Source organism: Pseudomonas sp. JDS08PS003, assembly GCF_045013505.1.
Taxonomy (GTDB): domain Bacteria; phylum Pseudomonadota; class Gammaproteobacteria; order Pseudomonadales; family Pseudomonadaceae; genus Aquipseudomonas; species Aquipseudomonas protegens_B.
Window position 1 is genome coordinate 1,548,794 of record NZ_CP120724.1, and the last position, 14,151, is coordinate 1,562,944.

Here is a 14,151-nt window from a genome sequence, read left to right on the forward strand (position 1 = left end):
ATGATTTCCCGGCAGCAAGTCCTAGTGGGTCGGTCCGAGGAAGGCCAGCCAGCGGCGTTCGGCAAGACGGAACAAGCCCACCAGGGTGAAGGTCACGCACAGGTAGATGATGGCGGCGATACCGAACGACTGAAAAGTCAGGAAGGTCGCCGAGTTGGCGTCCCGGGCGATTTTCAGGATGTCGGGAATGGTCGCGGTGAAGGCTACCGTGGTGGAGTGCAGCATCAGGATCACTTCGTTGCTGTAGTAGGGCAGCGAGCGGCGCAGGGCCGAGGGCATGATCACGTAGGCATACAGCTTCCAGCCGCTCAAACCATAGGCCTTGGCTGCCTCCACTTCGCCGTGGGCCATGCTGCGGATCGCCCCGGCGAAAATCTCCGTGGTGTAGGCGCAGGTATTCAGGGCGAAGGCGAGGATGGTGCAGTTCATCGCATCACGGAAGAACGAGTCCAGCAGCGGTTGTGCGCGGATCGCGGCGATGCTGTAGATCCCGGTGTAGCAGATCAGCAACTGGATATAGAGCGGCGTACCCCGGAACAGGTAGGTGTAGAACTGCACCGGCCAGCGGACGTAGCGCTTGGGCGAGACCCGGGCGATGGACAGTGGGATCGACACCAGGAAACCGATGCAGATTGAGGCGCTGAGCAGCCACATGGTCATGGCCAGCCCGGTCATGTGGTACCCGTCGCTGTAAAGGAAGGGACGCCAGTATTCCTGCAGGAGTTCGATCATCGCACGGCCTCCCGGGCGCCAGCGGCGTAGCGCCGTTCAAGCTTGCGCAGTACGAAGTTGGAGGCGCTGGTGATCAACAGGTAGATCAATGCTGCCAGGACCAGGAAGTAGAACAGCTGATAGGTGCTCTTGCCGGCATCCTGGGCCGCCTTGACCAGATCGGCCAGGCCGATGATCGACACCAGGGCCGTGGCCTTGAGCATCACCATCCAGTTGTTGCCGATACCCGGCAGGGCGAAGCGCATCATCTGCGGGAAGACCACGAAGCGAAAGCGCTGGCCGCGCTTGAGGCCGTAGGCGGTGGCCGCTTCCACCTGGCCCCGGGGCACGGCGAGGATCGCCCCGCGAAAGGTTTCGGTGAAATAGGCGCCATAGATGAAACCCAGGGTGATCACCCCGGCGCTGAAAGGGTTGATCTCGATGTATTCCCACTCCATGAAATCGGTGAAGGAGGTCAGCCAGGTTTGCAGGCTGTAGAAAATCAGCAGCATCAGTACCAGGTCCGGCACTCCGCGGATCAGGGTGGTGTAGAGCTGGGCCGGGACCCGCAGCAGGGCGAGGCTGGACAGTTTGGCGCTGGCGCCGAGCAGGCCGAGCAAGACGCTGACCAGAAGCGACAACACCGACAACTTGATGGTCATCCAGGTACCTTCCAGCAGCAGAGGGCCGAAACCCTTCAGGCTGAAGGCGGAAAGCCCCAGGTTTTTTAGAAGTTCTTCGAGCATTGATCAATGACCCGTGGCGATAAAAAAGGCGCCCATCGAGGATGGGCGCCGGCAGGTTATTTACCGCTGTAGAGGTTCAGGTCACCGAAGTGTTTTTTCTGGATGGTGGCGTAGGTGCCATCATCGTGTAACGCTTTGATACCTTTATCCAGGAGCGCTTTCAGCTCTTTGTTACCTTTCGAGATACCGACTGCGGTCTTCGCTGGCAGCAGTGGGTCTTCCACCGGCTTGCTGACTTCGTAGTCCGCGCCCTGCGGCGATTTGAGGAAGCCCAATTCGGCTTGGAGCATGTCCTGGATCGAGGCGTCCAGGCGCCCGGAAGTCAGGTCGGCATAGACCTGATCCTGGTTCTGATAGGCCTGGGTCTTGACCCCGGCCTTGTCCAGCACGGCCTTGGCATAGGCTTCCTGAATGGTGCCTTGCTCATAGCCCACGGTCTTGCCCTTGAGCGAGGCGGTGTCTTCGCTCAGACCCGAGCCTTTCTTGAATACGAACGAGGTGGGGCCGGAGAACAGCTCGTTGGAGAAGTCGATGACTTTTTCACGGGCCGGGGTAACGGTCATGGAAGAGATCACACCGTCGAATTTATTGGCCTTGAGGCCGGGAATCATGCCGTCGAAGTCACTTTCGACCCATTTGCACTTGACCTTCAGCTCGGCGCAGATGGCGTTGCCCAGATCAATATCGAAGCCCACCAGGCTGCCGTCGGCGGCCTTGGACTCGAAGGGGGCGTAGGACGGATCGACGCCAAAGCGCAGTTCCTTGTATTCCTTGGCCAGCGCGGAGCCGGCGGCCATGCAGAGAGCCAGTGCAGAAAGGGTCAGCAATGCTTTTTTCATTATTCAATCCCTAAGAACCAATATGAGCGCTTGTGGCGCATGAGTACTGTTACTGGAACGCATAAGACTTATTGAAAGTAGCAATTTCCGAACCAGAGTCCCGAACAGGTGTTTTAAAAGCTGCTGATCGCGCTTGCACAATGCCTGTCGTGCACTGAAAGGGGGCGTGTTGGTGGTGTGGCGCCAAGAGGGGGCGCGATGGCCGCAAGTGGGCCGCAGGCCGGAGCAGAGCGGATGTCTGCCGACTTGATCGCAACTGGAGGGATTGAACAGTGATCGTTATGGGGCAAACCCGCTGACGCAGGATGCGCCGGCGGGTTCGGTCGTGAAGGCTACTTGCCCGGGACCAGGGTCAGGCGGGTCTTGCCGTAGCTGCGCTCGAAGTTCTGCGGCTGCATCGGGAAACTCAGGTACTGGGCCTTGAGCCAGCCGTCGATGCCGTTGGCGTAGTTCGGGCTCACCGGGTTGCTGGATTGGCCACTGCTGTTGAGACCCATCAGCGGCTCGCTCAGCGCGAAGTCGACGACGAAACGCAGGGCCGGGGTCGTGGTAATGGCAAAGTCCTGTCCCCAGCGATAGCCGGCGCTGTTGACGGTGTTCTGGTCGCCACCGGCCTGCAACGGGCCGCGCATTGTCTGGCCATTGTTGTAGGTCCAGTGGTAGCTGTGCAACTTGCCCCACTGCCAGGCCTTGCGGTCCGTGCCCAGCAGTTGCTCGCCCGAACTGACGGCCGCCGCCAGGCTGCGGGCGAGAATGGCCGGCTTGTCCTCTTTTTGCCCGTTACGCGAGTCGCCCCAGAACGGGCTGTCTTCCCGGCTCAGAAGATGGTCGGCCTGGGCCGAATAGGACAGGCCCGCGTTGGCAACGAAGGCCTGCCAGGCGACGCCGGGCTCTGGGCCGAGCTGTTTGAGGAAGGTCTGCTTGGCGCTTTCCTGGAGGAACAGTTCGTAGAGTGCGGCGTCGGCGGAGCCGGCACTGAGCTTGCCGTCGAACGCCATCAGCCGGCTGTAGGCTTCCCGGGCCTTGGCGCGGTCTGCATCGGGCAGGGTGTCGATGGCGTTTTTCAGCGGCTGGGCCATGCCCGGCGCCTCGAACATCTTTTTCAACTTGGCCGCGAACAGGGTGGTCTGGTCGTACTGCAGGGCAATCAGGCTGCGGTTGTCCTGCTTGCCGCCCGACAGCCATTGGCCGATGCGCTCGGCCCGCTCCGGAGCCTCCCAGGAGTTGGAGAGCTGCATGCCATAACCGCGGGAGATCACCCGCTGGTTGGCGGTGGCGATCCAGCCTTGCGCCGGGTCCTGGTCATAAGGGTGGAGCATCGGGTCGGCGTAGCCATCCCAGTCATAGCGTCCGTCCCAGCCGGGAGAGGGCAGCAGGCCTTCGCCCTCGCGGCGGTTGGGGAAGCGCCCGGTGACCTGCCAGCCGATGTTGCTGGCATCGGCATAGACCATATTCAGGGCAATGGCGCGGATCTCGCGGCTGGCGTCGGAGGCCTTCTCCACATTCTGTGCCCGTGACAGATCGAAGAAAGCATCCAGGCTCTTGTCGTCCTTGAGCTCCGGCATTTGCAGCGCCAGGCCGTAGCCACTGGCCAGGGCATTGTTGGCGTTGATCCCCAGGGTGCTGTTGAGCAATGGACCGTGGCGGGTTTCGTACACGGCTTCGCGAATCGGCCGCTGGCCTTTGACGAAGTAGGTCTCGTTGCGAACGATGACCGGCTGCCATTTTCCGTTGTTCTGGTAGTACAGGGCATTGCCCTGACGCTTGAGTTTTTCCAGGAACAGGTCCTGGTTGTCGCCCATCGCCGAGCTCATGCTCCAGGCCAGCTTGCCGTTGAATCCTTGCACAATGGTCGGTAAACCGGCGATCGAGGCCCCAGCTGCCTGATATTTCGGTGCGCGGATCTGTACGTAGTACCAGGCGCTGATCTGGCTGTCGCTGGCCAGCAGGCTGCGACCGCTGCGAGTGCGCTGCGGGGCGACAGCCAGGTTGCTGCCGGCGGTGACGCCCAGTGAATTGAGGGCCGACATCTGCTTGGCAGCCAGGCTCAGTTCGCTCAAACCCGGCACATGCAATGCCAGCCCCTTGAGCTTGTCGGCCTCGGCCATGGGCAGCGGCTCATCGGGGTAGCTCGGGGTCAGCCAGGGCAGTTTGTCGCTGCCGACCTTTTGCGCCAGTACCAGGCTGTTGATCTCTTCCAGCAGATTGGCGGACTGGCCGAAATTCAGCAGGCAGAAGATCAGTGCCGAGTCCTCGGCCTTCCAGTATTCAGGAATGTAGCCACGAGCGGCGAGGTCTGGCGGCAGCTTGTCGCGGTAGCGGAACAGATAGGCGTTGACGCCCCGTGCGTAGACCTCGAAGAAACGTTTGATCCGTGGCGACGAGGCCTTGTACAGCTCGTCGGCGCTTTTCTTCAGGTTCACCGCACGCATCAGGCGGTCGACTTCCAGCACCTCGGCGCCGGACATCTCCGCCAGGCGGCCCTGGGCCAGCAGGCGCAGGGTGACCATCTGCTCGATACGATCACTGGCGTGTACATAGCCCAGGGTGAAGAGCGCGTCGTGGAAGCTGTTGCTTTCGATCAGCGGTACACCGACGGCGCTACGTCTGACCGAAACGTTCTGCGCCAGGCCCTTGAGGGGCTGTACGCCCGAGGTGGGTGGCAGGCTGTTTTGGGTGTTCCAGGACTGGCAACCGGCCAGGCTGAGAGCACCGGCCACTGCCGCGGCAACGCCGAACCGGGGAAGAAAATGTGAGAGGGCTGGCGAGGCCATGGCAAAGCTCCTGCGGGGGGGTAGCGTCGATAAAGGCGCTACGTTAGTGAGCAGGCGAGTGCCGCGCAAGCGGGGGCAGGAGGTATTTCTCGAGCGCGCCACAAATAGTTATCGCCGGCGCGTCGGTAGCTGGCCAAACCCGTAGGAGCCGGCTCGCCGGCGAAGAGGCCTTGGAGCCCGGCCTGGCCTTTGCAGGCCATTCACTGGCAAGCCAGCACCTACAGGAGCTGGCCGGTGCAAGGCTCAAGAGGCGGGATTGACCTGCTCGACCAGGGCGTAGGCGCGCTCGGTAGCCGGCCGCCCCTGGATGCTGTTGAACCAGCGCTGCAGATGAGGGAAGTCCTCGAGTTTCTGGCTCTGTTTCTTGTACGACGCGATCCACGGATAGATCGCCATATCGGCAATGCTGTAGTCACTGCCGGCGACGAACGCCCGGTCTGCCAGGCGCCGGTCCAGCACGCCATACAGCCGCGCCGTTTCGTCCACATAGCGTTTGATGGCGTAGGGGATCTTTTCCGGGGCGGACTGGCTGAAGTGATGGTTCTGTCCGGCCATCGGCCCCAGCCCACCCATTTGCCAGAACAGCCATTGCAGGGCTTCCTGACGCCCCCGCAGGTCCTGGGGCAGGAACTGTCCGGTTTTTTCCGCCAGGTACAAAAGGATCGCCCCGGACTCGAACAGCGACAGCGGTGCGCCGCCATCTGCCGGTTCATGGTCGACGATGGCCGGAATGCGGTTGTTGGGAGCGATCTTCAGGAATTGCGGCTTGAACTGTTCGCCCAGGCCAATGTTGACCGGGTACAGGGTGTAGGGCAGGCCGGCTTCTTCCAGGAACAGGGAGATCTTGTGGCCGTTGGGGGTGGTCCAGTAGTACAGATCGATCATGCAGCGCTCCAAAAGGAATGGGTCCTTGTTAAACGACAGCAAACTCCGGCATTAGGTCGTCCTGTGTGCAATGGGTGGCTTGCCTGAAACAGAAGGTGATGTTGAAGTCGGCAAAATTCAATGATGCTCCAACGGAGAATGCTCAATGCCCATTCCGGCCGACACGGCGCTGATACTCATCGATCAACAGCAAGGCATCCTGCACCCCCGGCTCGGTCCACGAAACAATCCTGAGGCAGAAGAGCGGATGCTCGAGTTGCTGGCCCATTGGCGCACCCGGGGTTGGCCGGTGATCCATGTGCAGCATCTGTCGCGCTCGACGGATTCGGTGTTCTGGCCCGGGCAGTCCGGTGTGGAGTTTCAGCCGCGCTTTCGCCCGCAAACGGGGGAGGGGCTGATTCAGAAACAGGTGCCGGATGCTTTTTGTGGCACCTCGCTGGAGGCGGATCTGCGCCGACAGGGGATCGGACAGTTGGTGATAGTCGGTGTTGCCACCAACAACTCGGTGGAGTCGACGGCGAGAACCGCCGGTAACCTGGGCTTTGCGGTATGGGTAGTGGCCGACGCCTGCTTTACCTTCGACAAGCTCGACTTCGCCGGTCGCGCCCGTTCTGCCGAGGAAGTGCATGACATGTCGCTGGCCAACCTGCACGGCGAGTACGCCACGGTATTGAACCTGGCGCAGCTTTTTTAGGAGAGGTCGGACGGCGAAGTCGCGCGGACAAGCCTCTCCCGCGATCAGATCAAGCGCCGTGGCACTTCTTGAACTTCTTGCTGCTGCCGCATGGGCAAGGATCGTTGCGGCCAACGTCTTTCAGCGCGTTGCGTACCGGCTCCTGGTGGGCGTGGTTGCAGTGCGGACCGTGAACATGGCCATGGTCATGATCATGGTCGTGGTGGTCATGATCGTGGTTGCAGTCAGGGCCATGGACATGAGGTTGCTGGGTCATTGCAGGTTACTCCGGGATAAAATCACCGGGAATTATCACGCCATTGCGCTTCAGGTGCACGTCCTGGCCGATGAATAATCCGATTTCCAGCTCGCCTTCGAGGCGATAGGGGATCGGCCGTTCGGGCTTGCGCAACAGTTTCACCACATCGCGAATCTGCGGCCACAGGTTGGTCCGCACCGGGACTTTGAAGAAGCGGCTGCTGTGGGGCGAGACGGTGAACCAGTGTTCGTGCTCGCCCTCGCTGAGCAGAAAGCGCTCCAGGTAGACCCGGTAGGTCAGGCGGCGCACCGTCAGGTCGCTGTCATTGGGGTTGTCGACCCGCAGGTGCAGGGTGAAGCGCTGCTCCAGCAGGTTGGCCTTGACCACCTCGACCTCGACCAGGTGTACCGCAGGGTCCAGGTTCTCATCGGTGAACCAGGACACGCACCCCGACAGGCTCAGCAGTCCGAGCAGGCAGACGGCCCGTAATGCGCGCAGCTCACCGATCATTGCAAGACTCCCTTTGAACCCCCTGTACCCGTCCTGGGCTTGGGGTGCCTGGCCTGCAAAGGCTCAGCGTGTGAAATAGCCGGCGCAGCACTTCTTGAATTTTTGCCCGCTGCCACAGGGGCAGGCGTCATTGCGCCCGGCATTCAGGGGCACCGTGGGCTCGATGAAGTACCAGCGTCCCTGATTCTGCACGAAGGACGAGCGTTCGCGATGGCTGTGTTCGCCCTGGCTGTCATGCCAGCGAGCAGTGAAGGTGACGAAGGCATGTTCCGGCTGACCGCCGAAGACCTCCGAGCTTTCCACCTCCAGCCCCAGCCAGGTGCTTTGTGCGCTCCAGTCACTGATGGATTGGCGATCCAGGCCTGCCTGTTGTATCGGCAGTGTGGTGGCCAGCAGGTAATCCACCTGCCCCAGTACATAGGCGCTGTAGCGCGAGCGCATCAGGGCTTCGGCGCAAGGGGCGGGATGGCCGGCATGGTAGTGGCCGCAGCAGGCATCCAGGAGGTTGCCGCTGCCACAAGGACAAATCGAGGCGCTCATTGTGTTACCACCAATACTTTCCAAAGTTTTCCGGGTTCGCCCAGAAGCGAGAGTTGAGCCAGTCGGGCACTTGTTTGTATTCAAGCAGATCGTAGGTAAACAGGGTCAGTACCTGTTCGTCCCGCTGGAAGCGTTCACTGGCCTGCAGGGCCAGGGAGAAAAAGTCGGTCTCCTGCCAACCGCAGGCACACAGGTCGGCCAGCACGGCAATCCGGCTGGCATTGAGGTTGCGAATGCCCCCAAGCAGGTTCAGACCATCGCGCTTGGGCAGATGCTCCAGGCAGTCCACTGCCAGAGCCAGGTCGAAACGCCGAGCAGCCAGCTCCGCAGGCAAGGGGCCGGGGGCCGCCTGCGCCACCTCGGTACCGGGGTGAGCCTCCTTGAATGCGGCCAGGGCGGGGAAGTCGCTGGCGCCGATCAGCAGCAATTGTTGGGGGGCGTAACGGTCCAGTAAGGCCGCCAGAGCCTGCTGGGGAGTACGGGTAGAAATTCCGGCGCTCATTTTAGCTCCTCGATCAGAACGCCCAAGACTAGCGTGCCGGCACCCTTGGGCCTAGAGCGGTTCGCCACTAAATCGGCGAACCTCCCGTATTTACGGGGCGAAATCAGTGATAGCCCGGTGCTGGCGCAGTTGAAATGCGCAGTCTTTACTCCGTGAATCGGCCTCGAGCCGATCCCTCAGGAGAAATCAGATGAGCATCATTCGGACGGCAGTACCCTTGGTTCTGTTAACCAGTGTGTTGACTGGTTGTGCAGGTTTGCAGAAAACCGACTGGCCAATCTGCGCCGCAGTCGGCGGCGTCACGGGCGCGGCGTTGGGCGCCACCGAAAGCGCCTCGTGGGCGGGCGGTGGCGCATTGGTGGTCGGTGGTCTGGCAGGTGCCTACTGCTGGGTAAAAGGTGATGGCGATGAAGACGGCGATGGCGTGCCGGACAGCCGTGACAAGTGTCCACATACCCCCAAAGGCGTGCAGGTCGATGCCAATGGTTGCCCACCGCCGCCACCAGTGGTGGAAGAAGTCGTGGTGGTCAAGGAAGAAACCATCGTCATTCGCGATGTGTACTTCCATTTCGACTCGGCCAAGTTGACCGACGCCGACAAGACCAAGCTCAACACCGTAGTGAGCCGCCTGAAACAGGAAGCGCCGACTGCACAATTGCGCGTGACCGGCCACACCGACAGCGTCGGCAGCGATGCCTACAACCAGAAACTCTCGGACAAGCGTGCCCACTCGGTCGTGGACTACCTGATCAGCAACGGTATTCCTCGCAACAGTTTCGTGTCAGTGACCGGAGCCGGTGAAAGCAAGCCGGTGGCGGACAACAAGACTGCCGAAGGCCGGGCGATGAACCGTCGTACGGAGATCCAGATCAACCGTTGAAAGCCTATGCCTGCGCGGCTTGTGTCGCCGTCGATGGCAGTCTTTACTCCTGTGTGACCGGTCTTGCCGGTGACACAGGAGTATTCATGATGAACCTTCTCCCTCGGACCGTGTTCCCGGTCCTGTTGCTCGGCGGCCTGCTGACAGGTTGCGCAACCCACAGTGATGGTACTGCCCCCCTCAACCAACGCACCTGGCCCATCTGCAGCCTGCTCGGTGGCCTGGCCGGCGGTGGCTTGGGAGCGATCGAGAGTGGTAGCTGGGCGGCTGGAGGTGCGGCCCTTGGGCTGATCGGTGGTGGCTTGATCTGTTACGCCCAGGATGGTGATGAGGATGGCGATGGGGTATTCGATCGTCGTGATCATTGCCCGGACACCCCGTCCAACACCGCGGTGGACGATCGCGGGTGCCCGCTGCCCCAGTATCCGGCGGTGGTCAAGGCGCCGGAGCCCGAGGCTGCAGCCCCTGCGGAAGTGATCACCCTCAGTGATCAGGGCAATGTGCTGTTCGCCTTCGACTCCGCGGAGTTGACTGCCGAGGCCCGCAACCAGTTGCAGGGGCTGATGGCCAAGCTGGCCAATGCCGATGTGGTGAGCATCAAGGTGCTCGGGCATACCGACAGCCAGGGTTCCGATGCCTACAACCAGAAACTATCGGAACGTCGAGCCAGCAGTGTCGTGGCCTTTCTTGTTGGACAGGGCTTGGCGTCGGACAAGATCAGCAGCCAGGGCCTGGGAGAAAGTCAGCCGGTAGCGGATAACGACAGTGAGCAGGGGCGAGCAAAGAATCGCCGCGTGGAACTGCATATCCAACGTTGAAACCAGGCGGCTCGGGTCGGCGATCCTCGCCGATCGGGCCGCTAAACAGACGCTTCGGGAAGAATTTTCATCGCCCTCTGGCGTATCCCCGGGGTAAGTCGTTACTGTGCGCGCAAAGAATAATTCACAAGGGGAGCGTATGAAGGTCTTATGGGGGATGGGAAAATTTCTGACCTTGGTCTTTTGGCTGGTGGTGCTGATCAATATGGTCAAGCCATTGGTCAATCCGTTGCACCTGCTGGTCAACCTGGCGGGTAGCCTGTTGCTTTTGACCCATTTGCTGGAACTGTTGCTGTTCAACGGCAGCCTCAAGGATCGTCCATATCCCTGGCGTGATCGTTTACAAATCCTGCTGGTGGGGATCTTCCACCTGCAAACCCTTCCCGCTGTTGCTCCTGTTGTCGAGACCGACCATGCGTAAGTTTTGCCTGCTGGCCCTGTTCTGCAGTCCTCTAGCCGTGGCCCAGGTGGTCCAGGTCGAAACCAACTCCTTCATGCGCCTGCCCAATACCGCCAGCACCCTGCAGCTGGAGCGTCTGGACGTGGCGGATTACGGCACCCTGCTGATCCCGGCCAATGTCACCGAGCTCAAGGTCGACGAACTGCGCCTGGGGCGTGACGCGCGGATTGCCATCGTGCCTACCGGGCAAAGCCTGCAACTGATTATCCGGCATGCGCAGTTGGAGAACGGCAGTCAGATCAGTTCCCGTGGTGCGCCGGGCACCTATGAGAAAGTGGCCAAGCCGGGGCGCAATCTGAACCTGCGAATCGAGTCCTTGAAGGCCGAGCAACTGTCCGTGGACGCCCGTGGTGGCACGGGTGCTCCCGGTTATGTCGGCCTCGACGGAGCCAATGGCCAGGAGCCGGGTTGCACCTGGGGGCAGGCCGGGCGCGGCGCCGACGGTGACAACGGCGGTGACGGCCGGCCGGGGGCTTCGGGCGCCCAGGTCCGGGTGGAGTTGCCCCGTGATTACCCCAGCGAGCAAATCAAGGTCCTGGTCGATGGCGGCGCGGGCGGCCTGGCCGGTGCCGGCGGCAAGCCGGGGGCCGGGGGCAAGTCCAAGGGCTGCCTGGTCTACCGAACCGACGGCGGCAAAAGCGGGCGTCCCGGTGCTCAGGGGCAGCCAGGGCCCGCAGGCGAGGCGGGGTCGCTGACGGTCCAGCGTTTGTAGTCAGCCTCGAAAGATGGATGCTTCCAGCCGCCCGCTCCTGTAGCGGGCGGTTGCTTTCAGAAGGTTGGCCGTGCCGCAGCCAGGGCGACCAGCAGCAGACCAATGATCAGATTGATGCCCACCAGGCGACGGATCTTCCCCAACGCCGCCGCAGCGATCGGCCAGTCCTGGGCCGCTACCGCCTTGTGCAACTCCGGCAGTTGCAGGGATTGGATACGGATGAACAGGGCGGTCATCACCAGGTAAACCCCCATCATCACTTGCACATAACGCGGTGCGGTTTCAAAACCGCTGAAGCGCAGGTGCAGCAGGCCGATACCGCTGATCGGCAACAGCACCACCGCTGCCCAGACCCAGACGAAAAAACGCGGAAACACTTGCGCCCAGAGCTGTAGTCGCGCCGGTCCCTCTAGGGCCGCCACGGCTGCCGGGCGCAGGACCATCCAGGCGAAAAACATGCCGCCCACCCAGACCAGGGCGGCCAGTACATGCAGGGTGTAGGCAAGGGCGAAAGCGGTCATTCGGGTACTCCGTTCTGCGCGACATGAATTAGCGGGGTATGATAGCGGCCGATTCGAACCACTGAAAATTTATCCAGCGTTTTGTGCGCCCGAAAAACCATGATCAGCAACGAACTCAAAACCACGATCCAGGGCGCCTACTCGCGTTTTCTCGAAGCCAAGAGCCTCAAGCCGCGTTACGGCCAGCGCCTGATGATCGCCGAAGTGGCCAAGGTCCTGGGTGATATCGACACCGACGACGAGGGCCGGCGCAGTGGCGACCCGGCGGTGGTCGCGGTGGAGGCCGGGACCGGTACCGGCAAGACCGTGGCCTACAGTCTGGCGGCCATTCCCACGGCCAAGGCCGCCGGCAAGCGCCTGGTAATCGCCACCGCCACCGTCGCCCTGCAGGAACAGATCGTCTACAAGGACCTGCCGGACCTGATGCGCAACAGCGGGCTGAACTTCAGCTTCTCCCTGGCCAAGGGCCGCGGGCGCTATATGTGCCTGTCCAAGCTCGACATGTTGCTTCAGGAAGGTCACGCCCAGACCGCCACCGCCCAGCTGTTCGAGGAAGAAGGCTTCAAGATCGAGGTCGATGAAGCCAGCCAGAAGCTGTTCACCAGCATGATCGAGAAGCTCGCCGGGAATAAATGGGACGGTGACCGCGACAGCTGGCCCACCGCCCTGGAAGACGCCGATTGGGCACGTCTGACCACCGACCACAGCCAGTGCACCAATCGACATTGCCCGAACTTCGGCCAGTGCGCCTTCTACAAGGCCCGGGAAGGCATGGGCAAGGTGGACGTGATCGTCACCAACCACGACATGGTCCTGGCCGACCTGGCCCTGGGCGGCGGCGCGGTACTGCCGGACCCGCGCGACACTCTCTATGTGTTCGACGAAGGCCACCACCTGCCGGACAAGGCCATCGGCCACTTCGCCCATTACACCCGGTTGCGCTCCACCGCCGACTGGCTGGAGCAGACCGCCAAGAACCTCACCAAGTTGCTGGCCCAGCACCCGCTGCCGGGGGACTTGGGGCGCTTGATCGAGCAAGTGCCGGAGCTGGCGCGGGAGATCAAGACCCAGCAGCAGTTCATGTTCAGCGCCTGCGAGCAGATCGCCGACTTCAAGACCGGCGAAGACATGGAAGGCCGTGAGCGGCCACGCCATCGCTTCGTCGGCGGGCTGATCCCCGACCACATGCGCGAGATGGGCATCGAGTTGAAGAAGGGGTTCTCCCGTCTCACCGATCTGTTCACCCGCCTCACCGAGCTGCTCAAGGAAGGCATGGATGGCGAGGTCAATATCGGCATCGCCAGCAACCAGGCCGAAGAGTGGTATCCGCTGTTCGGTAGCCTGCTGGCGCGGGCTTCGGGCAACTGGGAACTGTGGACCGCGTTCACCATCGAAGACCCGGAAGACAACCCGCCCATGGCCCGTTGGCTGACCCTGGCCGAGAGCGGTTCGCTGTTCGACATCGAGGTCAATGCCAGCCCGATCCTTGCGGCGGAGATGCTCCGGCGCAATCTGTGGAACGTGGCCTACGGCGCCCTGGTGACTTCGGCGACCCTGACCGCCCTGGGCACCTTCGACCGCTTCCGCATGCGTGCCGGACTGCCGAAGAAAGCCGTGACGGCGGTGGTCCCCAGCCCGTTCCATCACGCCGATGCCGGGGTGTTGCGCGTTCCCGACCTGCGCGCCGACCCGCGGGATGCACCGGCGCATACCGCAGCAATCATCCGCGACCTGCCGGAACTGGTGGAGGGCTCCCGGGGCACCCTGGTGCTGTTCTCCTCGCGCAAGCAGATGCAGGACGTGTTCGACGGCCTGGACCGTGACTGGCGCAAGCAAGTGTTCATCCAGGGCAACCTGTCCAAGCAGGAAACCCTCAACAAGCACAAGGCCCGGGTCGACGGTGGCGATTCCAGCGTGCTGTTTGGCTTGGCGAGCTTTGCCGAAGGGGTGGACTTGCCCGGTGCCTATTGTGAACACGTGGTGATCGCCAAGATTCCGTTCTCGGTACCGGATGATCCGGTGGAAGCGGCGCTGGCGGAGTGGATCGAGGCCCGGGGCGGCAATCCATTCATGGAGATCTCGGTGCCGGATGCTTCTCTCAAGCTGGTTCAGGCCTGCGGCCGCCTGCTGCGTACCGAGCAGGACCGCGGCACCATCACCCTGCTGGACCGCCGACTGGTCACCCAGCGCTACGGCAAGGCTATCCTCAATGCCTTGCCGCCATTTCGCCGAGAAATATCTTAAGCAAGGCGCGCACCTTTGCGCGCCGTGCTGTCTATTTCATGTCACCGCTTCAGCACCGGCCGTTTATCGGTCTTTAG

General features: G+C 62.0%; 16 protein-coding genes. 6 read left to right on the forward strand and 10 right to left on the reverse strand.

The genetic code is table 11. From position 1 onward, the window contains the following. Positions 1–21 precede the first annotated feature (21 nt). The 5 genes from P7C00_RS07055 to P7C00_RS07075 all read right to left on the reverse strand — a co-directional run bounded on the left by P7C00_RS07055 (position 22) and on the right by P7C00_RS07075 (position 5,955). Positions 22–732, reverse strand: coding sequence for an ABC transporter permease (locus P7C00_RS07055; protein WP_346635867.1), 711 nt, complete (start codon positions 730–732; stop codon positions 22–24). Then, complete coding sequence (locus P7C00_RS07060; protein ID WP_346635866.1) at positions 729–1,457, reverse strand: ABC transporter permease; 729 nt, start codon at positions 1,455–1,457, stop codon at positions 729–731. Before P7C00_RS07060 ends, P7C00_RS07055 begins: the two co-directional genes overlap by 4 nt. Before the next feature lie 56 nt (positions 1,458–1,513). Further along, positions 1,514–2,296, reverse strand: a complete 783-nt coding sequence (locus P7C00_RS07065) for a transporter substrate-binding domain-containing protein (protein WP_346635865.1) — start codon at positions 2,294–2,296, stop codon at positions 1,514–1,516. A gap of 332 nt (positions 2,297–2,628) precedes the next feature. Beyond that, positions 2,629–5,070 (reverse strand): penicillin acylase family protein, encoded by a 2,442-nt coding sequence (locus P7C00_RS07070; protein WP_404938438.1) that lies wholly within the window; start codon positions 5,068–5,070, stop codon positions 2,629–2,631. Positions 5,071–5,313: 243 nt separating this feature from the next. Then, on the reverse strand, positions 5,314–5,955 hold the full coding sequence (locus P7C00_RS07075; protein ID WP_404938440.1) for a glutathione binding-like protein: 642 nt from the start codon (positions 5,953–5,955) through the stop codon (positions 5,314–5,316). Positions 5,956–6,100: 145 nt separating this feature from the next. Between P7C00_RS07075 and P7C00_RS07080 the strand changes: the two genes are divergently transcribed. Beyond that, entirely contained in the window at positions 6,101–6,649 is a 549-nt protein-coding gene (locus P7C00_RS07080) for a cysteine hydrolase family protein (RefSeq protein WP_346635862.1), read from the forward strand. A gap of 49 nt (positions 6,650–6,698) precedes the next feature. On the opposite strand, the gene P7C00_RS07085 is transcribed toward P7C00_RS07080, so the two are convergent. From P7C00_RS07085 to P7C00_RS07100, 4 genes are all read right to left on the reverse strand, one after another. Then, positions 6,699–6,905, reverse strand: a complete 207-nt coding sequence (locus P7C00_RS07085; RefSeq protein ID WP_016965285.1) for an SEC-C metal-binding domain-containing protein — start codon at positions 6,903–6,905, stop codon at positions 6,699–6,701. Positions 6,906–6,911: 6 nt separating this feature from the next. Continuing rightward, positions 6,912–7,397 (reverse strand): LEA type 2 family protein, encoded by a 486-nt coding sequence (locus P7C00_RS07090; protein ID WP_346635861.1) that lies wholly within the window; start codon positions 7,395–7,397, stop codon positions 6,912–6,914. A 63-nt stretch (positions 7,398–7,460) separates the two neighbouring features. Continuing rightward, entirely contained in the window at positions 7,461–7,937 is a 477-nt protein-coding gene (locus P7C00_RS07095; RefSeq protein WP_404938442.1) for a YchJ family protein, read from the reverse strand. A 4-nt stretch (positions 7,938–7,941) separates the two neighbouring features. After that, entirely contained in the window at positions 7,942–8,439 is a 498-nt protein-coding gene (locus P7C00_RS07100; RefSeq protein ID WP_404938444.1) for a DUF6231 family protein, read from the reverse strand. Between the two features lie 190 nt (positions 8,440–8,629). On the opposite strand from P7C00_RS07100, the gene P7C00_RS07105 reads away from it, so the two are divergent. The 4 genes from P7C00_RS07105 (at position 8,630) to P7C00_RS07120 (ending at position 11,309) form a co-directional block, all read left to right on the forward strand. Then, the gene (locus tag P7C00_RS07105) at positions 8,630–9,319 is read left to right on the forward strand and encodes an OmpA family protein (protein WP_346635858.1); all 690 of its coding nucleotides are present in this window, start codon (positions 8,630–8,632) and stop codon (positions 9,317–9,319) included. A gap of 89 nt (positions 9,320–9,408) precedes the next feature. After that, the gene (locus tag P7C00_RS07110; RefSeq protein ID WP_346635927.1) at positions 9,409–10,137 is read left to right on the forward strand and encodes an OmpA family protein; all 729 of its coding nucleotides are present in this window, start codon (positions 9,409–9,411) and stop codon (positions 10,135–10,137) included. A 139-nt stretch (positions 10,138–10,276) separates the two neighbouring features. Beyond that, complete coding sequence (locus P7C00_RS07115; RefSeq protein WP_346635857.1) at positions 10,277–10,558, forward strand: DUF1145 domain-containing protein; 282 nt, start codon at positions 10,277–10,279, stop codon at positions 10,556–10,558. Further along, entirely contained in the window at positions 10,551–11,309 is a 759-nt protein-coding gene (locus P7C00_RS07120) for a collagen-like protein (RefSeq protein WP_346635856.1), read from the forward strand. Before P7C00_RS07115 ends, P7C00_RS07120 begins: the two co-directional genes overlap by 8 nt. 56 nt (positions 11,310–11,365) lie before the next feature. Here P7C00_RS07120 and P7C00_RS07125 read toward each other — a convergent pair whose 3' ends face one another. After that, positions 11,366–11,830, reverse strand: a complete 465-nt coding sequence (locus P7C00_RS07125; protein ID WP_346635855.1) for a CopD family protein — start codon at positions 11,828–11,830, stop codon at positions 11,366–11,368. Positions 11,831–11,929: 99 nt separating this feature from the next. Between P7C00_RS07125 and dinG the strand changes: the two genes are divergently transcribed. Beyond that, positions 11,930–14,074: an ATP-dependent DNA helicase DinG gene (gene dinG / locus P7C00_RS07130; protein WP_102878618.1), complete on the forward strand. Its 2,145-nt coding sequence runs from the start codon at positions 11,930–11,932 to the stop codon at positions 14,072–14,074. Positions 14,075–14,151 lie beyond the last annotated feature (77 nt).